The 20,584-nt window shown below is 59.5% G+C and carries 22 protein-coding genes; 13 read left to right on the plus strand and 9 right to left on the minus strand.

All coding sequences use genetic code 11. From position 1 onward, the window contains the following. Positions 1–46: 46 nt before the first annotated feature. The 3 genes from EDF73_RS01295 to EDF73_RS01305 form a co-directional block, all read right to left on the minus strand. Positions 47–586, minus strand: a complete 540-nt coding sequence (locus EDF73_RS01295; RefSeq protein ID WP_132724911.1) for a cytochrome b/b6 domain-containing protein — start codon at positions 584–586, stop codon at positions 47–49. Next, the gene (locus EDF73_RS01300; protein WP_132724913.1) at positions 583–1,638 is read right to left on the minus strand and encodes a catalase family peroxidase; all 1,056 of its coding nucleotides are present in this window, start codon (positions 1,636–1,638) and stop codon (positions 583–585) included. Before EDF73_RS01300 ends, EDF73_RS01295 begins: the two co-directional genes overlap by 4 nt. A 408-nt stretch (positions 1,639–2,046) precedes the next feature. Beyond that, complete coding sequence (locus EDF73_RS01305) at positions 2,047–2,955, minus strand: LysR family transcriptional regulator (RefSeq protein WP_165905616.1); 909 nt, start codon at positions 2,953–2,955, stop codon at positions 2,047–2,049. 88 nt (positions 2,956–3,043) lie between these two features. Here EDF73_RS01305 and EDF73_RS01310 point away from each other — a divergent pair, with 88 nt between their 5' ends. From EDF73_RS01310 to EDF73_RS01370, 13 genes are all read left to right on the plus strand, one after another. Then, complete coding sequence (locus EDF73_RS01310) at positions 3,044–4,036, plus strand: aldo/keto reductase (RefSeq protein WP_132724917.1); 993 nt, start codon at positions 3,044–3,046, stop codon at positions 4,034–4,036. A gap of 83 nt (positions 4,037–4,119) precedes the next feature. Further along, positions 4,120–5,346: an MFS transporter gene (locus EDF73_RS01315; RefSeq protein WP_132724919.1), complete on the plus strand. Its 1,227-nt coding sequence runs from the start codon at positions 4,120–4,122 to the stop codon at positions 5,344–5,346. A 10-nt stretch (positions 5,347–5,356) separates the two neighbouring features. Further along, on the plus strand, positions 5,357–5,773 hold the full coding sequence (locus EDF73_RS01320; protein WP_132724921.1) for a heme-binding protein: 417 nt from the start codon (positions 5,357–5,359) through the stop codon (positions 5,771–5,773). A 335-nt stretch (positions 5,774–6,108) separates the two neighbouring features. Beyond that, positions 6,109–6,924, plus strand: coding sequence for an N-acyl homoserine lactonase family protein (locus tag EDF73_RS01325; protein ID WP_132724923.1), 816 nt, complete (start codon positions 6,109–6,111; stop codon positions 6,922–6,924). Between the two features lie 13 nt (positions 6,925–6,937). Beyond that, complete coding sequence (locus EDF73_RS01330) at positions 6,938–7,264, plus strand: NIPSNAP family protein (RefSeq protein ID WP_132724925.1); 327 nt, start codon at positions 6,938–6,940, stop codon at positions 7,262–7,264. Between the two features lie 32 nt (positions 7,265–7,296). After that, the gene (locus tag EDF73_RS01335) at positions 7,297–8,187 is read left to right on the plus strand and encodes an NAD(P)-dependent oxidoreductase (RefSeq protein WP_132724927.1); all 891 of its coding nucleotides are present in this window, start codon (positions 7,297–7,299) and stop codon (positions 8,185–8,187) included. 2 nt (positions 8,188–8,189) lie between these two features. Continuing rightward, entirely contained in the window at positions 8,190–9,620 is a 1,431-nt protein-coding gene (locus tag EDF73_RS01340) for an aldehyde dehydrogenase family protein (protein ID WP_132724929.1), read from the plus strand. Positions 9,621–9,695: 75 nt separating this feature from the next. Beyond that, on the plus strand, positions 9,696–10,094 hold the full coding sequence (locus EDF73_RS01345) for a carboxymuconolactone decarboxylase family protein (RefSeq protein ID WP_132724931.1): 399 nt from the start codon (positions 9,696–9,698) through the stop codon (positions 10,092–10,094). Positions 10,095–10,189: 95 nt separating this feature from the next. Next, the gene (locus EDF73_RS01350) at positions 10,190–11,539 is read left to right on the plus strand and encodes an MFS transporter (protein WP_132724933.1); all 1,350 of its coding nucleotides are present in this window, start codon (positions 10,190–10,192) and stop codon (positions 11,537–11,539) included. Continuing rightward, on the plus strand, positions 11,517–12,461 hold the full coding sequence (locus tag EDF73_RS01355) for an NAD(P)-dependent oxidoreductase (protein WP_132724935.1): 945 nt from the start codon (positions 11,517–11,519) through the stop codon (positions 12,459–12,461). The genes EDF73_RS01350 and EDF73_RS01355 overlap by 23 nt, the downstream gene beginning before the upstream one ends. Before the next feature lie 13 nt (positions 12,462–12,474). Then, positions 12,475–12,867, plus strand: a complete 393-nt coding sequence (locus EDF73_RS01360; protein ID WP_132724937.1) for a cupin domain-containing protein — start codon at positions 12,475–12,477, stop codon at positions 12,865–12,867. 8 nt (positions 12,868–12,875) lie between these two features. Then, the gene (locus EDF73_RS01365) at positions 12,876–13,622 is read left to right on the plus strand and encodes a carboxymuconolactone decarboxylase family protein (protein WP_132724939.1); all 747 of its coding nucleotides are present in this window, start codon (positions 12,876–12,878) and stop codon (positions 13,620–13,622) included. A 99-nt stretch (positions 13,623–13,721) separates the two neighbouring features. Beyond that, positions 13,722–14,384 carry a GntR family transcriptional regulator gene (locus EDF73_RS01370; RefSeq protein ID WP_207896574.1) on the plus strand — a complete coding sequence of 221 codons (663 nt, stop codon included), beginning with the start codon at positions 13,722–13,724 and terminating at the stop codon, positions 14,382–14,384. A gap of 31 nt (positions 14,385–14,415) precedes the next feature. Here EDF73_RS01370 and EDF73_RS01375 read toward each other — a convergent pair whose 3' ends face one another. The 6 genes from EDF73_RS01375 to EDF73_RS01400 all read right to left on the minus strand — a co-directional run bounded on the left by EDF73_RS01375 (position 14,416) and on the right by EDF73_RS01400 (position 20,514). Next, positions 14,416–15,684, minus strand: coding sequence for an OprD family outer membrane porin (locus EDF73_RS01375; RefSeq protein ID WP_132724943.1), 1,269 nt, complete (start codon positions 15,682–15,684; stop codon positions 14,416–14,418). Positions 15,685–15,846: 162 nt separating this feature from the next. Beyond that, positions 15,847–16,995 (minus strand): LLM class flavin-dependent oxidoreductase, encoded by a 1,149-nt coding sequence (locus tag EDF73_RS01380; protein WP_132724945.1) that lies wholly within the window; start codon positions 16,993–16,995, stop codon positions 15,847–15,849. 3 nt (positions 16,996–16,998) lie between these two features. Further along, on the minus strand, positions 16,999–17,886 hold the full coding sequence (locus EDF73_RS01385) for an ABC transporter substrate-binding protein (protein ID WP_132724947.1): 888 nt from the start codon (positions 17,884–17,886) through the stop codon (positions 16,999–17,001). 52 nt (positions 17,887–17,938) lie between these two features. Further along, on the minus strand, positions 17,939–18,718 hold the full coding sequence (locus EDF73_RS01390) for an ABC transporter ATP-binding protein (protein WP_132724949.1): 780 nt from the start codon (positions 18,716–18,718) through the stop codon (positions 17,939–17,941). Continuing rightward, positions 18,715–19,536 carry an ABC transporter permease gene (locus EDF73_RS01395; protein ID WP_243655187.1) on the minus strand — a complete coding sequence of 274 codons (822 nt, stop codon included), beginning with the start codon at positions 19,534–19,536 and terminating at the stop codon, positions 18,715–18,717. Before EDF73_RS01395 ends, EDF73_RS01390 begins: the two co-directional genes overlap by 4 nt. A 9-nt stretch (positions 19,537–19,545) precedes the next feature. Next, positions 19,546–20,514, minus strand: coding sequence for an ABC transporter substrate-binding protein (locus EDF73_RS01400; RefSeq protein WP_165905617.1), 969 nt, complete (start codon positions 20,512–20,514; stop codon positions 19,546–19,548). Positions 20,515–20,584: the final 70 nt, after the last annotated feature.

Consider the following 20,584-nt stretch of genomic DNA (forward strand, 5'->3'; position numbering starts at 1 on the left):
CGTGCCGATATGATTCGGCACGGCTTTGCTGGTCAGTTCGCCGAACTTATCGCCTGCCGCGACCGGACATACTTTCGAAGACGCCATCGCGTCGCACCAGGGCATGGAATAGCGCGGCGGCCAGGTGCAGCATAACGGTGATAAACAATGCCAGCGCCACCAGCGAATGCAGCGGGCGCAGGACGGCATACCAGTCATTATTCACCGGCGTAAGCGGCGGTAAAATAAAGACGCCCGCCACAGAGATGGGATACCCCGCCGCCGATTGCATCGCCCAGCCGATAAGCGGCTGGAGGAGCATCATCGCGTACAGCGCCCAGTGCGAGAGATGCGCCAGCCCCCGTTGCCAGGCGGGTACCGAAGCCGGCAGCGGCGGCACGGCGGTGTAAAAACGGAGCCATAGCCGCACCACCACCAGCAGCAGAATCATCAGCCCCAGCGGCTTATGTATAGACACCAGTAACGCATGCAGCGACGAAACCGTTGCGACCATGGCGACGCCAATAAAGAGCATCGCCATGATAGCGGCGGCCATCAGCCAGTGCAGGAAGCGCAGCGCCGGATGGAAATGAGCGACCTGTTTCATAAGTGGGCTCCTGACTGTTGGGATTGTTCACGGGTGCGGGCGTTATACGATTTGGCGTAGGCTGACGAACGCGCATTGAGTAACGGATCGTCTGAGGCGGCAATACCGTTCGGGAGAATCAGGGGGTCGTAATTGATATCGTTGCATGGGCCGTTCTGCTGCGCCACGGCGCTTGTCAGCTCGAGCGTACCGGCATTGATAGTTTGCCGATCGTCAGGCCAGACGCTGGCGGCATCGTTTCCCACGTCGCCAGGTCGGGCGACAGTGATTACCAGATCCCACTTCAGCGTCCCTTGCGCCAGGCGCTGTGCAATATCCTGCTGCAGGAAGTCTTTATCACGTTTATCCGCCTCGCTAATGGGCTGATAGCCGGTATGCGGCACCATGCTCCAGCGAACCAGATGTCCTGCCCCCGTCTTGTCGATAAAACGGAACGCATTCAGGCTGTTATAGCGATCACTCGCCCAGCTGGATGAGGGAACGTACTGCTTTGCCCAGGCCAGATAGCGCTGGAGCTGGGGGTGCGCGCCCACAAACGCCTTCAGCTTTTCCGGGTTGGGCTTGCCGGTTGCCGGGTCAGGCAAGGTGACGGTTTGCAGTTCGTAGAACTCTTCAACGGTGGAAACCGGAAACAGCGGCATGGCGTTCATGCCTGTCCGCCACTGTTCGCCATTCTGCTGCCTGAACTCCAGCGCCATACTGCGCACGGGAACGGCATAATCCGGCGCGTCGGGGTTGCCGCCGGCAATGGCGAAACGTCCGGTGACCGGCGTTTCTCCCGGTGCGAACAGCGCTGCCCGCGACAGGGAACTGGCATGGCCATTGGAGATAAAGCGCCCCACGACACATACGCCTTTGGCATGGTTGCGGCGAAAGCCCGGATGCTCGCCGCCCGATTGTTGCAGCACCGTAACCAGCTTGTCAGAGGTGAGACGATGCGGCGTCAGCCAGCCGCCCGCCCACAGAAACAGCGCTATCACGGCCAGGGGAATAATAGCGACCAGCAGCAGGCGCACTATTTTCTGCCTGCCAGAGAGTGAAGAGATTGTCATATTTTTGCTCACACTATTGCATTGAATCCGCAGACCGGGAGGCGAGAAGGCGCTCCGGCAGGTCAAAAGTTTATTTGCACAAAACCGCGGGTCGTTATCGCCGCGCGGTCTCATTGTGGTTATGCCCCACGCCAAACAAACCTACTAGTTGGTAGTTTACCTGTCAATGCCGGAATGCGAATCTGTCGCGGCAGCGCTGTCGATACAGGATCGGGAAGGCGTCTTATTGGGGAGGGCGGCCTGGCCGTTACAAAACAGGCGAAGAGCCTATCCGCGCCGGCTGATGCCCGCTGGCGACCTGCAGGAGCTGGCCTGGAGAAGGATAATTCACGCTGTTAGCATGACGTGACCCCGTAACTTACCGCCGGAGCGGAAAGAAAAAACGGTGCTGATGCCCTTTTCTCTCTTTTACAGCGTCGCCGCGCGCATCATCTCAATCAATTTTCGCAGGCCCGGATGGAGCTGCCTGCGGCTGGGGTAATACATCACCATCGGTTCATCTTCGCATATCCACCCGGGAAGCACCTGTACCAGCCGCCCGCTTTCCAGCAGCGGGCGCGTCCGCACCTCCAGACAATAGGCCAGCCCAAAGCCGTTAAGGGCGGTATCGATAATCATCTCGGTCTCGTTAAGGATCAGCGAGCCGGGAACATCCAGCGCCAGCGCTTCCCCGGCGTGGTTAAGCTGCCATTTGTACAGCGTCCCGTTACCGAGCCGCATGCGGATACACTGATGCTGCAACAGATCGTCGGGATGGTGCAGAGGAAGATGGGCGTTATTGTGCAGATACGCCGGGGAAGCCACCACAATCCACTTCAGCTTGCGGGTCAGCGGCATGGCAATCATGTCGCGCGGCACGCTCTCGCCATAGCGGATCCCGGCGTCATAGCCGCTGCCAATGATATCCACCAGCGTATTATCGACGGTGATTTCCAGCTGCAGCCGCGGGTGCATCGCCATAAATTTCGCCAGCACCGGGGCAAACAGCAGCTGGGCCGCATCGCGGGGAATATTAATCCGCAGTCGCCCTACCGGCGATTCGCGGTAATGATCCAATTCATCCAGCGCCAGGCGGATATGGGAAAAGCCCGTTTCCAGATGGCCGAGCAGCGCCTCGCCGGCATCGGTCGGCACCACCGAACGGCTGGTACGATTGAGCAGACGCACCCCCAGCCGTTCTTCCAGTCCGCGCATGGTATGGCTTAGCGCGGAGGTCGATACGCCAAGCTCCGAGGCCGCAAGGCGAAAGCTTTTGCGCCGGCAGATAGTTAAAAATACGTTCAGATCGGCGAGTTCGCCGCGGACCGGTGCAGGCATAAAAGTGCCCTCTGTCATCAAGGGTTCGTTGAAATTAATTCAACTTAACATGAGTTAGTATAGTTCCCAACTATCGACAGGAGGGAACATGGCAATCGAAACGATTCACATCGCCGGCATTTCACAACCGGTCAGCCGTATCGGTCTTGGTACCTGGGCAATGGGCGGCAGTATGTGGGGCGGCAGCCATGACGAGCAGTCGATCGCCACGCTGCACGAAGCGCTGGACCGCGGCATCAATCTTATCGATACCGCCCCGGCCTACGGCTTCGGCCACTCCGAGGAGGTGGTCGGTAAGGCGCTGGCGGGCCGCCGCGAGCGGGCGATTATCGCCACTAAAGTCGCCCTGGAGTGGGACGACGCGGGACGCATTACCCGCAATTCCACCCCGCAGCGTATCCGCCAGGAGATTGAAGACTCGCTCCGCCGCCTGCAAACCGACTATATTGACCTGTATCAGGTCCACTGGCCGGACGAGCTGGTGGCGTTCGAAGAGACGGCCCGCGTCCTGCAAGATCTGCAACAGCAGGGAAAAGTTCGTGCGCTGGGGGTCAGCAACTACTCTCCGGCGCAGATGGATCGGTTCCGCAGCGCGGCGCCGCTGGCGACCCTGCAGCCGCCGCTCAATCTGTTTGAGCGCGGAAAAACGCAAAGCGAGCTGCTGCCTTATGCCGAACAACATCAGCTGGTGGTCCTCGCCTACGGCGCCATCTGCCGCGGCCTGCTGTCGGGGCGGATGACGCCGGATACGGTATTTGGCACAGACGATCTGCGCAGTATCGATCCCAAGTTCCAGCCGCCGCGCTATGCCCACTACCTGGCGGCGGTTGCGGCGCTGAAAACCTTCGCTCAGCAGCGCTTCGGCAAAAGCGTGATGGCGCTGGCGCTGCGCTGGGTCCTCGACGCCGGCCCGACCGTTGCGCTGTGGGGCGCCCGTCGTCCGCAGCAGTTGGCGGGGCTCGAAGAGGTTGCCGGCTGGCAGCTTACCGCGGAGGATAAGCAGGAGATCGACGCGATCCTCGCGCAGCACATCGCCGAACCGCTGGGTGCGGAATTCATGGCGCCGCCGCACCGCCGCTAAGCGTGGTAAAAAGAGTGACGCGCCCCGAGCAGTGCGCTGCCCGGGGCGCGTTTTGTTGTTCACCTGCATAAGTCAAAATAAAAATGAGCTCATCAGTCAATGAACCTCCTCGCGAGACGGATGCTGGCGAAGTTTCCCTGTCGCGCCTCGCTCTGCTGAAGGCGCTGTTCGCCCTCGGCACGGGCGGTTTCGCTATCGGTACCGGCGAATTCGTTATTATGGGCCTGCTGCCCGATGCGGCCAGCGGGCTGCAGGTGTCGATTCCATCGGCCGGCCATCTGATCAGTATCTACGCGCTGGGGGTGGTAGTCGGCGCGCCGCTGCTGGCGGTCCTCGGCGCACGTTGGCCGCGACGGGACTTTCTGATTGCCCTGATGGCGATGTTCGCCGCCGGCAACCTGCTGAGCGCCGTTGCGCCGGGCTACTATTCCATGCTGCTGGCGCGCTTCGTCGCCGGGTTTCCGCACGGCACCTTCTTCGGCGTTGCCGCGCTGCTGGCCGCCAGCCTGGTGGACCGCTCGCGACGCGCTCAGGCGGTATCGATGGTGCTGCTTGGCCTGACCATCGCCAATCTGCTGGGGGTGCCGGCGGTGGCCGCCATCGGCCAGCTGTTCGGCTGGCGCAGCGCCTTCGCTATCGTTGGCGGCCTGGCCGTACTGACGCTGATTCTGGTGCGCGCCTGGGTGCCATGGCGCGCCGGCGATAAAGCGGCCAGCCCGCTGCGCGAGCTGACGGCGCTGACCCGCAAGCAGGTGCTGCTGACGCTGGCGATCGGCGCCATCGGCAGCGGCGGGATGTTCTCGATATTCAGCTACGTGAAGCCGACGATGCTGGAACTGGCCCACCAGCCGGTAGCCATGATTCCGGTCATCCTGGCGATGTTTGGCTTTGGGATGATTATCGGCAATATCGTTGGCGGCCGTCTGGCGGATCGCGGCCTGGAAAAAACCATTCGTCTGCTGCTGGTCTGGGCGATTGTGGTGATGAGCGCCTACGTCTATACCGCACATTACGCGTGGCCCGGCGCGATAACCGTAATGCTGGTGGGCACCATGGTGTCGCTCTCTTCGGTACTGCAAATCCGCCTGATGGACGTTGCCGGCGATGCGCAAACCATGGCCGCGGCGATGAACCACTCCGCGTTTAACATCGCCAATGCGCTGGGAGCCTGGCTGGGCGGCGTCACCATTTCCGCCGGTTTCGGCTGGCAGTCCACCGGCTGGGTCGGAGCCATCCTCGCGCTCTTCGGCCTGCTGATCCACACCTGGGCGACGATCGATGCCCGAAAGCGCTCACCTTTACCCCATTGAGGATGATGTCATGACCCTGACTCTGACGCTTGCCGACGCGCTGCTCGCCGGTGTCAAAACGGCGGTGGAAACCCATCGCTTTCCGCCAGTTTCCGCGGCAGTGCTGGACAGCGGCGGCCATCTGACGGCGTTTGCCCGCATGGACGGTACGTTCCTGGCGACCATCGATATTGCGATACGTAAAGCCCGTACCGCCGTGCTGTTTCAGGCGAACAGCGAGAGGGTCGGCGCCGATCTGCATCCCGCCGGGGCGGCATATTCGCTGGAAAACAGCAACGGCGGCCTGGTCGGCATTGAAGGCGGCATCCCGCTGCGCAATGCCCGGGGCGCGACGATCGGCGCGATCGGCGTTTCCGGCGCCAGCAAAGAGCAGGACCGGCAGATTGCCGCTTTTGCGATTGCCGCGGTGATGGAGTCCCGCACTTAACCGCAACCGGGCAGGCGTAGGCGCTATCACCTCACCTGCCCCCCGCCCGCCCCGCCTTTTCGTTCAATCCTATTCCGCAAGCGCGCGTCTCGCATCACGCCCGCGCGATAAAACCCACCTTTTCGTCCGCATCTCAGCCTTGCTTTCATTAAAAATCCGGCAAATCAGGTCGAGAATCGAACGGACATCACATTAAGCCGCGGTTTAGCGGTCAACGGGCGAAATTTGTGAAACCGATCATATTTGTATTATTGAATTATTGTCATACAAGATTATAACCTCTTTACTACAAAAAACGATCGGGCAGTTATCGACCTTTTAACAAGGAGTCAACAATGTCTTCCGCCGTTGAACAGTATCGAATCTACGCAATCCGCTATGCCCACCACCACCGTATGGCGCGGGATAATTTTATCGGCGGCGATCTCCACGATGGCCCCATGCCGATTGACTACTTCATTTGGGTGATCCAGAACGACACCCGCACCCTCGTGCTGGACACCGGCTTCGATGAACAGATGGCCAAACAACGCGGGCGCACCATCATCCATCCGATCGCCGAAGGTCTGGCGCAAATTGGCGTCGATCCGGCTACCGTGACTGACGTCATCATTAGCCACATGCATTACGACCACGCCGGTAATCACCCGCTGTTCCCGGCGGCAACCTTCCATCTGCAGGATCGCGAAATGGCCTTCTGTACCGGCCGCTGCATGTGCCACCACGAAGTGCGTCACCCCTTCGATGTGGAAGACGTGAAAGCGATGATCGATAAGCTCTTCGCCGGTCGCGTACGTTTTCACGACGGCGACGCCGAACTGGCGCCGGGCATTACGCTGCATCGTACCGGCGGCCACTCTGACGGGCTGCAGATCGTGCGCGTCAGTACCGCCCGCGGTTGGGTGGTGCTCGCGTCGGACGCCGCGCATTTCTACGCGAATATCGAACAGGCTCGCCCCTACCCGGTGGTGTTTAACGTTGGCGATATGCTGGAAGGTTACGCAACCGTCAAACGCTTAGCCGACTCGGCCGACCATATCGTTCCCGGTCACGATCCTTTGGTTCTACGCCGTTATCCTGCTTTTTCGGCCGCCACTGAGGGGTGGATTGTCCGCGTCGATCGGCAGCCGCAGCCCGCCACTTCATTTTGAAAAGGAGTATCCCATGATCGTTGAAATGCGCATTTACCACTGCATGCCGGGTCGGTTACCGGCATTACTGGAGCGTTTTCGTCATACCACGCTCGGTTTCTTTGCCAAATACGGTATTAAGCAAATTGGTTTCTGGACCACCGCGGTCGGCGAAAGCAACCACACTTTGACCTATTTGCTGAGCTGGGAAGATATGGCCGAGCGTGAAAAATGCTGGAATGCATTCCAGGCCGATGTGGAATGGCAGGAAAAGCGCGCGGAAAGCGAGCGTCAGCACGCCATCGTTTCCCGTATCGAGAACAGCTTTCTGCTACCCACTGATTTTTCAGCGCTGCGCTAAAACCGCCGTTTCTGCCGTTAAGAGAGGTTGACGTGAAAAGTATCCACACCGTGGGGTTTATTGGCTTAGGCATGATGGGAACGCCCATGGCGACCTGCCTGAGCCGGGCGGGTTACAGCCTGCTGCTGCATGACGCCGATCGCCAACGCGCCGACGCGCTGGCGGAATCGCTGCGCGCTGCGCCGCTGTCGGCCGATAACGTGGCAAGTCTGGATGTGCTCATCACCATGCTGCCCAACTCCGACATCGTCGAAGAGGTGCTGTTCGGCCAGCAGTGGGCCGAACGCCTGCCCGCCGGCGCGGTCGTCATTGATATGAGCTCATCCGTACCGTCCCGTTCGCGCGATCTGGCGCAGCGCCTGCAGCAACAGGGCTTATGTTATCTGGATGCTCCGGTTTCCGGCGGCGTCGGACGTGCGGAACAGGGCAAGCTCGCCATCCTCGTCGGCGGCGAGGAGGAGGTGCTGTCCCGCTGCCAGACGCTGCTGGCCGCCATGGGCAGCTCCATCCTGCATATCGGCGCCGCCGGCAGCGGCCATGCGGCGAAGGCGCTGAACAACTATGTTTCGGCCGCCGGTCTGACGGCGACGGTGGAGGCGTTGCTGGTGGCTCGCCGGTTTGGCATCGATCCGCAAGTGATGACCGATGTGCTCAACGCCTCCAGCGGCCGCAGCAACACCTCAGAAAACAAGGTGCGGCAATTTATGCTGAGCGGAAGCTACGCTTCAGGCTTCGCGCTGAAACTAATGGATAAAGATTTGCAGATTGCCAAAGGCCTGGCCGCTGCGGTCGATTACCCGCTACGTCTTGGCGAGCATTGCATCGATCTCTGGCACCAGTATGCAGGGTCCGTATCGGCCAGCGCTGACCATACGGAAATGTATCGGCTGCTGGACGACAACGACCCCTCCACAGGAAACTGACTATGCCCCATACCACACAGTTTTATATTGATGGCCGCTGGGTTGAGCCGGCGGCGCCGCGCTGGTTCACGGTGATAGACCCGGCAACCGAGCAAGCGGTTGCCCAGCTAGCGCTGGGGAATGAGCAGGACGTCGACCAGGCGGTCGCCGCCGCGCGGCGGGCGTTTCCCGCCTGGGCTGAGACGCCGGTTGCCGAACGCATCGCCTTATTAAAACGCATCCTGACCGGGTATCAGCGCCGCTACGAGGAGTTTGCCGCCGCCATTCACCGCGAAATGGGCGCGCCGATGAAATTCGCCCGCGACGGGCAAGCGGTACGCGGCGTCGCGCACCTGGAGACGTTGATTGAGGTGCTGGAAAATTTCGCCTTTGAAGAACAGCGCGGTAGCACCCGTCTGCGGCTGGAACCGATCGGCGTTTGCGGCTTGATTACCCCCTGGAACTGGCCGGTGAATCAGGTGGTGGTGAAAGTGCTGCCGGCTCTGGCGGCAGGTTGCGCCATGGTATTGAAACCCAGCGAATACTCCCCGCTCAGCGCCTTGCTGTTTGCCGAAGTGCTGCATGACGCCGGGGTGCCTGCCGGCGTTTTCAACCTGGTGAATGGCGATGGACCCGGCGTCGGCGCCGCTCTGGCGGCGCACCCGGATATAGAGATGGTGTCGTTTACCGGCTCGACTCGCGCCGGGATCGAAGTCGCCAGGCTGGCCGCTCCGGGCGTCAAGCGCGTGGCGCAGGAGCTGGGGGGCAAATCGGCCAATCTCCTGCTCGATGATATCGATCTGCAAAACGCCGTAACCCGCGCGGTCGCCGCCTGTTTTACCAACAGCGGACAGTCCTGCTCAATTCCGACGCGCTTACTGGTCCCTCGCGCCCGGCTGGATGAGGTCAATGCCATCGCCCGGCGGGCCGCGATGCAGTATCGCGCGGCTCCTGGCGACGATGACAAACCCCGGTTGGGGCCGCTGGTCAATCGCGCGCAGTTCGAACGCGTTCAGCAGCTCATCCAGCGCGGCATCGATGAACAGGCGGAGCTGTTGCTCGGTGGAACCGGCAGACCCGAAGGCGTCCAGCAGGGTTACTACGTGAAACCCACTATTTTCAGCCAGGTGACCCCCGACATGATCATCGCCCGTGAAGAAATCTTTGGCCCGGTGTTATGCATCATGCCATATGACAATGAAGACCAGGCCATCGACATCGCCAATGGTTCTGACTACGGTCTGGCCGCTTACGTGCAGTCGGCCGATCCCGAACGAGCCCGGGCCATCGCCCGGCGGCTCCGCGCCGGTCAGGTCCATATCAACTATCCTCCCGTTGATTTTCATGCTCCCTTTGGCGGCTATCGCCGCTCCGGTAACGGACGCGAATGGGGAGAAGCCGGGCTGCGGGAGTATCTGGAGGTGAAAGCGATGGTCGGCTATCACCCGGCCTAATCGGCAAAAAAATTTAGCCATTTTCACTGTCATACAATCATACGAAAATGAGGAAAGTTTCCTCAGGGGGGCATAATGGAAGAAAGTGAACTGTTTCAACAAGGCTTTGCTAACCGTAAAGAGGTCTTAGGCGAGACCCATGTTGATAAATCATGGGCCAGCGCGGATGACTTCAATCGTCCCATGCAGCGCCTGGTGACGGAATTCTGCTGGGGACGAGTGTGGGGAGACGAAACCTTGCCCTTCAAAACCCGCAGCATGCTGAACATCGCCATGTTGACCGCGATGAGCCAGCACCACGAACTGGCAGTCCACGTCCGCGGCGCGCTCAATAACGGCGTCAGCAAGGCTGAAATCCAGGCCGTGCTGATGCAAACCGCCGTATATTGCGGCGCGCCTGCCGCGCTCGCCGCATTTCGCGTCGCTACCGCCGCCATTAGCGAATGGGAAAAGGAGAACATCCCCGAGGCATGATCGCGCATTCTGACCCTACACATTCACCGCCTCCGGCAGTGAATTCCCTAACGCCAAACGCGCCCTGAGAGGTGCGAACAATGCAGGAGACAGACATGGTAAGCATTAGCGCCAACCAGGCCGTCACTGATATGGAACAGAAGCAATCGCAGGAAGATAAACGTAAGAGCGCCGTGCGCGGCGCATTCTTTTCCGAATATATCGACATGTTTGACATCTACCTTCCGGTCGTTGCGCTGTCGCCGGTGCTGTTTTATTTCCAGCCGCCTAATCTGTCCAGCGGTACGGCCACCATTCTGGCTTCGCTGGTGTTTATCACCACCCTGCTGGGCAGACCGCTGGGGGCGCTGATATTCGGCATCGTGGCAGACAAACTGGGGAGACGAAAAGCCTCCATCTATTCGGTGTCCGGATTTGGGGTCGTGACCTTCCTGATCGCCCTGTTGCCCGGGTACGAGACGCTCGGCCTCACTGCCTATATTTTGCTGGTGCTGCTGCGCTTTATTGACGGCATCTTTCTCGGAGGCGGCTATACCGGGGCTATGCCGCTGGCGATCGAATATGCCAAAAAAGAGCAGCGCGGGTTTGTCGGCGGACTGATCATCGCCGGCTTCCCGGCGGCCTATGTGACCATCAACTTAATCACCATGCTGATGTTTTTCCTGTTCCCGCTCGACGGCATTCACTCGCCGTATGCGCAGTGGGGCTGGCGTATCCCGTTCATTATCGGTGCGCTGCTGGCGGCCGCCCTCGCTTTTTATTACGTCCACAAGGTGGCTGAATCAGAGGTCTGGCAAAACGAAGAGGGAACGGTGAAAGAGAAGCTGCCGCTGCGCGATTTAATTAGCGGCAAAAGCGCGCGCAACCTGCTGCAGGTACTGATTATGATGACCGGATTCTGGTTAACGCAGAATATCGTCACGATCTATCTGCCGACCGGTCTGCTGATCAATACCCTGCATCTGAATGGTTTCGAGATGACCGCGACGCTGATGCTCACCTATCTGGTGCTGTTCTTCAGCTATATTGGCGCCGGTCTGCTGGGGCAAAAATTTGGTCGCCGTCGCTTCTTTATCGTCGTCGGACCGCTGATTGCAACCGTTGGCGCAGCCATCCTCTATATCCTGACCACCGTGCCACTGCCGCTGTGGGCGGTGATGACCCTGGTCTGTCTGTTGGCCGTGCTGGTGACCTCCCCCTGGGGAGCGATCGTCACCTATATCAATGAACGATTCGTAACCGATGTCCGTGCAACCGGGTTTGGCGTGGGCTTCAGCCTGTCCGTGATCTTACCGTCGTTTTACGCCTTTTATATGAGCTGGTTGAGCGCGCTGATGCCGCTGGCCCTGACCGCCGTTTTCCTGCTGATACTCGGCGGGGTGATTGGCATGATCGGAGCCATGATGGGACCCGAAACCAAAAATGTGGATTTCACCGCACATTAACCGCACTCACAGGAGAAAAGTGATGCACAGTAAAAAGTTAGGTTTTATTGGCTTAGGTAACATGGGGGGACGCATGACCCGTTGCCTGGTGGACGCCGGTATCGAGGTGCTGGGGTTCGACCCTCAGCCTGGCGCGGCGCAAAAAGCCGGCGCCCGCGAAGCGCGGGACCTGCGTGAGGTGGCGGCGGAGTGCGATCTGATTCTGCTGTCGCTGCCGGATAGTAAGGTTGTCGAAAACGTCATGCGGCAGCAGGATGGCCTTCTTGCCCATTGCCGCCATGGACAGACCATCGTCGATTTGAGTACGGCCTTGCCGGCGTCGACCGTGCGCCTGCACGGCCTGCTGCAGGAAAAAGGCGTGACCTATATCGACGCGGGGATCTCCGGCGGCGCGGCGGCGGCGGAAAAAGGCCAGCTGACGCTGATGGTCGGCGGCGAGGAGGCCGCTATTCAGGCGCTTGAGTGGGCGTTTGCGCCTATCGCCAGCAAGGTGGTGGTGATGGGGGAAAGCGGCGCGGGCCACACCACCAAACTGCTGAACAATTTCCTCAACGCGGTCAGCCTGGCGGCAACCGCCGAGGTGATGGTCGCCGGTAAAAAAGCCGGTCTGGATTTGCCGCGGCTGCTGGACGTGCTGAACAGCAGCAGCGGGGTTAACTTCGCCACCCTGCATCGCTTCCCGCGGATCGTGCAGGGCGATTATCTGGAAGGCGGATTAACCGGCAAATTAATGACCAAAGATTTGGTGCTGTATGCCGACCTGCTTCACCAGCTCGGCATGGCGTCATTAAACAGCGCCGGGCCGCTCGCCAGCTTCGGTCTGGCGACCGCGCTGGGTTACGGCGATGTCATCAGCAATCGCGTGGTTGACGCCATCGGCGATATTTCCGGTGGTATCCGCCTCTCTTCTTCCAATAACTGATACGGAGCACATTATGCGTATTTTTCATGGCCGTGAGGCGAACCTGCCTTCCGAAAAACGCGGGGCGACTTTCACCGGCGAGGTCTGGGCCGATGTGGTGATGCCGGCGACCGACGGGATCACCATCAACAACGTCTTTTTTACCCCGGGCGCGCGTACCTTCTGGCATACCCACGAGCAGGGGCAGATTCTGCAGGTGATCGCGGGTAAAGGCTGGATTTGCGTTGCAGGGGAAAGCGCGCAGCCGATCCGGGCGGGCGATACCGTCTGGATCCCCGCAGGCGAACGCCACTGGCACGGCGCGGCGCAGGATAGCTACATGCAGCACACCGCGACGTCGCTCGGCAAAACCGGGTGGCAGGACGAGGTGACTCACGACCAATATGAACAGTCAACACGTGGATAGGGGGCGCAATGAATACGAGCCAACCCGATTTACGCCAGCAGATACTGGATACGCATCACTACTGGGAAGAGGGTCAGGATGCGCTGCTGCGTCTTGATGCCGGTTTTCTGCAGGCCTGGCACCAGCTGGCCTGCGTACCGTTACGAAAAAATCATCTGGAAAACAAAGTGAAAGCCATGGTCGCACTCAGCGCCAGCCTGGCATCGACGCATATCTATCAACCGGGGATCCGCCGCCATATCGACGTGGCGTTAAAATATGGTGCCACCCGTGAAGAACTGGTCGAAATCCTGGAGCTCACCAGCACGCTGGGGATTCATGCGGCCAATATTGGCGTCCCGCTGCTGCTGGAGGTTCTCGAGGAAGAAGGGCTACGCCAGGAGCCGGCAGCGCTGACCGAACGTCAGCAGGCGCTGAAGGCCAGCTTTATTGCCAACCGCGGCTACTGGCACGCTTCATGGGACGGATTATTAGAACTGGATCCAGATTTGTTTGAATATTACATTGAATTTTCGTCAGTCCCCTGGCGCACAGGCGTACTATCCCCCAAAGTTAAGGAGCTCATCTACTGCGCGTTTGACGCTTCAGCAACCCACCTGTACGCACAGGGCCTGAAGCTGCATATGCGTAATGCTATCGGCTATGGCGCCAGCAAAGAAGAGATTTTAGAAGTGCTGGAAATCGTGAGCCTGATTGGCATGCACGGAGCGGAAGCGGCGGCGCCGCTGCTGGAACAGGCGCTGAACCCGCGCTGAATGACCGGGTCGCAGCAGGGTCACTTGCTGTGACTCAGAAAGATATGGTACAAATTGTGATGTCTTTTGTCATACAGGAATACAAAAATGAATACGGAGATGAACTTGGTCCGGCCGAATACCCTGCGGCGTCAGGTGGAGAACGCCCTTCGTGAAGCCATCATGTCCGGCCGCTTTCATCCCGGCCAGCGTCTGATCGAACGCGAGCTGTGCGAAAACCTTGGCGTGAGTCGGACGTCTATCCGGGAAGCGTTACGCCAGCTGGAAGCGGAAAAATTAATCCGCATCGTGCCGCATAAAGGCCCGATCGTCGCCAGTATCTCCCTGAAAGAGGCCGAAGAGCTGTATGCCCTGCGCAGCGTACTGGAAGGGTTTGCCGCCAGGGAGTTTGCGCTCCAGGGCAGCGACGCCAGTATCGCGCAATTTGCTCAGGCGGCCGGTCAGCTGCGTGAGGCCGCGGAGTCAGGCCAGCAGGAAGAGGTGCTGCGTGCCAAAACGGCCCTGTATGACATCATTTTTGATAACTGCAATAACAGCCTGGTGAAAGAGATCCTCACCAGCCTGCATTCACGGGTGAACCTGTTACGCGCCACCTCGCTGATGGAGCCTCATCGCATGCCGTCGAGCCTGGCGGAGATCGATCAATTAGCCCAGGCGCTGCGCGAGCGGGATGCCGAACAGGCCCAGGCGATCGCCTCGTTACATGTCAATAACGCCTGCAAAGTGGCGCTGCAGATGCTGCGTCGCCAGAACGAAGAGTAGCCGGCGCGCGGATCGCGTAAAAGGCGGAGAGTTAAAAATCATATTTTAACGTTAAACGGTTCTGCCAAAAGTTCTTTTTATATCGTGATGATGTCTGTACTCCGGCATAATCGCTGAGATTAAAGCCTGTAAAAATACCCGGGGCGAACCAGGTAAAGAACACCATATATTCCGACTGATTGATTCCCGGCGCGGCGACGTCCGCCTTCAGATCCATAAAGGAGTAGCGCGCGCCGACTTTCAGCGCCTCCTGTAGCGAATAAGCCACATTCGTTGAGTATGCGTTTCCGCTGCCCAAATCCTCGGTGCTGGTAAAATAAGGCTGAGCGAACCACGGCCCGGAGGAGGTACTGTGCGCATAAGGCACCACCACGCTTCCGTTATTCCACGCTGAAGGGTGTGAAGCAATATGATCGTAGTTAATATCCCAGTGCATTTTCGGTAGCGGCGTGGCAGAAAACTGAATGCCGTATGAGGTGCTGTCCACCTCTCCCAGCCACTCTCGTCCTGCGCCGGTACCGCGAATAAACTGCAGCCCGATATCCGGCTGCCAGCGATAATTTAGCCAGCGCAGGCGGCCTTCGCTATAAAAAAGCCTGGCGTAGTCCTGATAGTTTTCATACCACAGCTGGCCAGACAGCTTTTTCTCCGCGGCCCGCCACGTTCGTCCCAGCCCAGCGGCCCACATACCGTCGGTCTTCTCGCTAACGTTGGTATAGGCGCTGGTGGCCTGAAAGCGATCGCTGCCCCAGGGTTTATAACGCCAGAGCCGGCTGGCGTGCAAAAAGTCCTCTTTATCACCATAGTGCGCATCCACGCCGCGAAACAGGATCGGGGTGATGCGCCAGTCATAATCGGAGACAAACGGTAGATTGACGCGCTGGTCGCCGGCGGTGATGCTTAATGCGTCATCGTGCCAGCGCAGCCAGGCTTCGCCGATATTCGTTTGATTATCCGCAAGGGAAGAAAGGGTGTGCGCGCTATCCGGGTGGTCAATACCTCGCACAAAAATACCGCTGATTCCGGCGCTAAAACCGTAATAGTCGGCGGTTTCATAGTTAATTGAACCGCCATAGCTGACCGTGTCCTGATTACGTGCCGTCACGAAGTTCGCATTATGGGTCGAATAATAAAGCGTTCTGATGCTGCCGTTCACCTTACCGCAGGCCAGGGCGGAAAACAGCGACGCGCCCTGCGGTTGCGGATAATGACACTCACGCGTCTCCGGCGTTTCGGCAGCAAAAACCCCCGCCGGGAATAGCAATGCGATTCCCAGAATGCGATTTATCTGGTTTTTCATATTACCCTTAAATTAACCCAATAAATTCACTTGCGCTCCCGCCTGCTAATAATATCTGCGAGCCGGGAAATAACGCATATTAATCATGAACGGCGCGAGCCGGCCTTCCAGAAATAATTTCCGGAAGGCGATATTTTTTATTATTCAGCGCGGGATAAAACGTTAAAGCTGGCTGCGAACGCGCGGTAAAACCTCTTCGCCAACGCGTATCGCCTCCTCGAGGTGCGGGTTCGCAGCCAGGATAAAGTTAGAAAAGCCAGCGCGCACGTACTCCGCCAGGCGATCGGCCACCTGCTGATAACTGCCGACGATACCGATCGTCGGACCGGGGCGTACGAGTCCAAGGCCGGACCATAAATTCGGCCCGATAACGTAATCAGCGAAGTTTTCTCCTTTATCCTGGCGCAGCGCCGCCTGACGCTGCGCGCCTACCGAATCACCGCCGCCGACGCTGGTCATCGGGTTAGCCGTGCGCGGCGCGCTGAAGTCATGCTTATCCCACAACCGGCGCGCTTCATCCCACGCCTCTTCTTCAGTCTCGCGGGCAAAAATATCCACCCGCAGGCCGTATTTCAGCTGGCGCCCCTGCTCATCCGCCATCCGGTTCAGACGTTGCATCATCGCCTGCATTTGCGCCAGCGGTTCCAGCCACATAAGATAAAAATCGGCATGGCGCGCGGCCACTGCTAAAGCCGGTTCGGAGGAACCGGAGAAGTAAACTCCCGGCTTACGGGTATGCAACAGCGGAGCGGCTAACCCTCCTCCCGCCACCTGATAGCGTTCGCCATGATGATCGAACGGCTGCCCTTGCCATAAACCTTCGATGACCTCCAGCCACTCCCCCGTCCGCCCGTAGCGATCGTCATGCGGTAAAAAATCGCCGTAGGCGCGCTGTGCCGGGGCGCTACCGCCGGTTATCACGTTCCACTCCAGCCGGTTGCCGCTGATGCGTTGCAGCGTCGCGCTCATCTTCGCCGCATAGGCTGGAGTGATAAAACCGGGCTGAAACGCGGTCATAAAACGTAAGGTCCGCGTTTCCCGCGCCAGCGCCGCGGCAATCATGAGCGGTTCGTCGCTGGGCAGGGAGGTCGGTACCAGCGCGCCGTCAAAACCGGCGACCTCGCAGGCTTTCGCCACCATTGCCATATAGTCGATATAGCCCCAGGCGCTGGCGGAGGCCCCACCGCCGCCCGGGGCGATGGAGTGGGACGTTGCGGGCTTCCAGTCGCCGCGGTTCCAGGCTTTTGACGACACGGAGCGGCCATCGCCGTGCGTGGGAATACGCCAGAAAAACTCAATCGGCTGACCCATCGGTTATACCTCCACCGCATCAAGCTGGAAGGGTAAACGCGTCACGTTGATATCGATTTTGTTGGCGATCAGACCGTGACGGAACAGTAAATCCCCTTCCGCCTGCTGTTCGGCAAAGAGCTGCTCATCCGGCGCGGTAATCCCCCATTCGCGCCCCTGCAGCCCGCGCGTCCACTCTTCCGGCGTCAGCCCGTTGGCGATCACCCGCGAAAACAGCTCTCCCGCCGCGGTTAGATTTTCGCCAATCCACGCATCGGTCGCCACCAGCGTGTCGAACAGCGCCCGCACTTTGTCCTCGCCGGCGGCCACCACATCCGGCAGGACCCAAAAAACGGAACGATTGGCGATCACATCCCCGCAATCCTGAATTTTACGCAAGCCGCCGCCCGCCAGCGCCGCGCTGAGGTAAGGATCCATGGCGATCCACGCATCTACCTCATCCGCCTGTAAGGCGGCGAGCGATGCGCCGGGCAATAAATTCACCGGTACGATATCGGTGTACTTCAGCCCAACCTGTTCCAGGGTCGCCAGCAGGAAGTAGGTCTGAAAAGAGCCTTCGATAAAGCCGATACGCTTACCGGCTAAATCCTCCGCGCGGACGATCGGCGAGTGTTCCGTCACCAGGATCGACGACCAGCTACGGCGCGGATGCGACGCGCCAATATACGCCAGCCGGACATGGTCTGCCTGCGCCACCACCGCACGCGTGGTGCCGGTGCCAATCACATTCACTTTGCCGCCGAGCGCCAGCTCATGCATCATTTTGCCTTCGGGATACCATAAGAATTCAGGCGCAAAACCGGCGTCCAGCAGCGGCTGCTGCAGGGGCGGATAGTGGGTCAGCGCGGTTAACGTCAGGTTGGAGGGATGGGCGCCGATACGAATCTTCATCACGTTGTTCCTTATTTTTTATGCTTGCGACGTACGGTCATACGCCGTGGGTTTATGCCAGAGCCTCACCGCTCGCCTGCGCGAGGTCGGCCCAGATTGCAGCGCACAGCCGGGAGAACTCCGGGTTGCCGCGCAGCGCGCGCGGCTCTCTCGGGCGGGGCAAATCAATACGGTAATCCTGCACGATACGCCCCGGACGCGGGCTCATCACGATCACCCGATCGGCCAGCGCTACCGCCTCTTCGATATCATGGGTAACAAACACGATGCTGCGCCTGCGGCTTTCCCAAATCCGCAGCAGCTCGCGCCCCATAACGATTTTGGTCTGGTAATCCAGCGCGCCGAACGGCTCATCCATCAGGTAAAGCTGCGGTTCATAGGCCAGCAGCCGCGCCAGGGAGACGCGCTGACGCATGCCGCCGGAAAGCGCGCTGGGGTAATGCCCCTCAAAGCCATGCAATTTGACCAGTTCGATTAGTTCGGCCACCCGCCGTGGATAGTCGGCAGGCGCCATGGCGGAGAGTTCGCAGCCCACTTTGATGTTTTCCGCCACCGTCGCCCAGGGTAACAACGTGTCGCGCTGAAACATAAAGCCAACGCCCGGCGGCGGCTCGCTAACCGGTACGCCATTAATCCGGACCTCGCCGCCGCTGGCGGCCACCAGCCCGGCAATCACGCGCAGTAGCGTCGATTTACCGCAGCCGGACGGCCCCACGATGGCGACAAACTCACCGGGCGCCACGCGCAGAGAAAGGTGCTCAATCGCGGTCATCGTCGCGTGATTACCGGTAAACTGTACCGATAACTGTCTGATATCTATGCTGGCGGTCATTGGCGCCACTCCGTCATACGCCGGAAGATCCGGGCGATTAGTGAATTGGCGATCATGGCCAGCACCAGCAGAATCATGATGCCGGTAAACACGCCGGTAGAATCGAGCTGGCCCGCGGCATTTTCGATATACCAGCCGACCCCCTCGCTGGAGCCAATCAGTTCGCCAACCACCGCGCCAATGAGCGCCAGGCCCACGGCGATACGCATCGCCGCCGCGATCCACGGCAGGATTGCCGGCAGCATGACCCGGCGCAGGATATAGCGTGGGGTGGCGCGCATGGTGCGCATCAGATCGATGTGATCGCGATCCAGCGATCGCACGCCTTCCAGTACGTTTAACATGAAGACGAACAGCACCATCGAGAAGGACATCATCACCTTCGCCGACAGGCCAATGCCAAACCACAGCACGAACAGCGGCGCCAGCGCTACCCGCGGCAGGCTATACAGCCCCATCAATAACGGCTCCACCACGCTTGCGACACGCCGGAAACGCGCCAGCGCCAGCCCGAGCGCTATGCCGACCAGCGCGCCCAATATCAGGCCGATGCCCGCTTCGCTCAGGGTAGCGGCAGTGTGGCGCCACAGATCGCCATTTAACGCCAGCTGCCACAGCCGCTGCGCGATATCACCCGGTCGGCTCACCCAGAACGGGTCGATAAACCAGCTTCCCGCCGCCTGCCATATCAATAGCAGCGCGAGGATAAACAGAATCTGCTGGCTTAATATCCGCCGCGACGTCGGGGCGCTTTTTTGCGCCGCGCCATCCGCCTGCCGCTTTGGCTGCAGTGAAGAAGAGGTAAATAGGTTACTCACGCCTTCTCCTTATCCTTTGCTCAGCAGATCGAGATCGGGCACGGTAATGGCGCTGTAGTCAGGCTGACTCAGTGTCGGATCGGACGCTTTGAGCATTTTCACCATCAGCTGATAGCCTTCCGGCGCCATTTTTCCGTCAGGCGACAGCAATTTCGGTGCCTCTTCCACCAGCACCTGGCGTAACGCCGGAGACAAACGCGGGTACATTTCATCCACCCCCGCCTGTACCGCGGCCGGGTCGGTCTGGATCACCTGCTCCGCCTTGATCACCGCGCGCGCCAGGCGCTGCGCTTCATCACGGTGTTTTGCCAACCAACGGTCAACCACCACCAGGTCCAGCGCCGGATACTGTAAGGTGCGAAAATCCTGAATCAGTTTAAAACGCTTGTCCGCCAGCGCCGCCTGGACATCCGGGGTTGTAAGCATGCCGGCCTGCACCGCCCCGCTCTCTATGGCCGCGCGCATTGGACCGCCGGTTCCAATCCCCACCAGACGAAAATCGCGTTCGGCATTCAGCCCCTGCTGGCCGATGTAGTAGCGCAGGGTATTATCGGTGAGGCTGCCGGGAGAGGTTATCCCGACCGTTTTTCCGCGCAGATCGCTCAGCCGGGCGGCGGGAGTGTCTGCCCGCGCCACCAGCCCATAACCATGATGTTCGGTCAACGCCACCAGCACTCGCCCGCCGAGATGGCGATTTTGTAAACGCACCGCATGGTCGGCGGCGCAGATGCAGGCCGCGATGCTCCCTCCCGCCAGCGCCTGTACCGCCGGCGCGCCGCCTTTGAACGACACGGTGTTCACCTGCAGGTCTTCATCGGCAAAGAAACCTTTTTGCTCAGCCACGATCAAAGGTAGCGATCCCAATGAGTTTTGCGCCGCGCCGAGCGTAAGGGTGGTCTTCGCCTGCAGGGAAAATGCGCTTAATCCCAACAGTAATACGGCAATCATGCCGCGTCCGCGCATAGCTACTGTTTGCATATCGTTAGTTACCTTTAATATTTTATAAAATATATTTTGTATTAACATAAAGAAAACAAACGTGAAAACA

The sequence above is a fragment of the Klebsiella sp. BIGb0138 genome (assembly GCF_004342285.1).
Lineage (GTDB): Bacteria > Pseudomonadota > Gammaproteobacteria > Enterobacterales > Enterobacteriaceae > Klebsiella.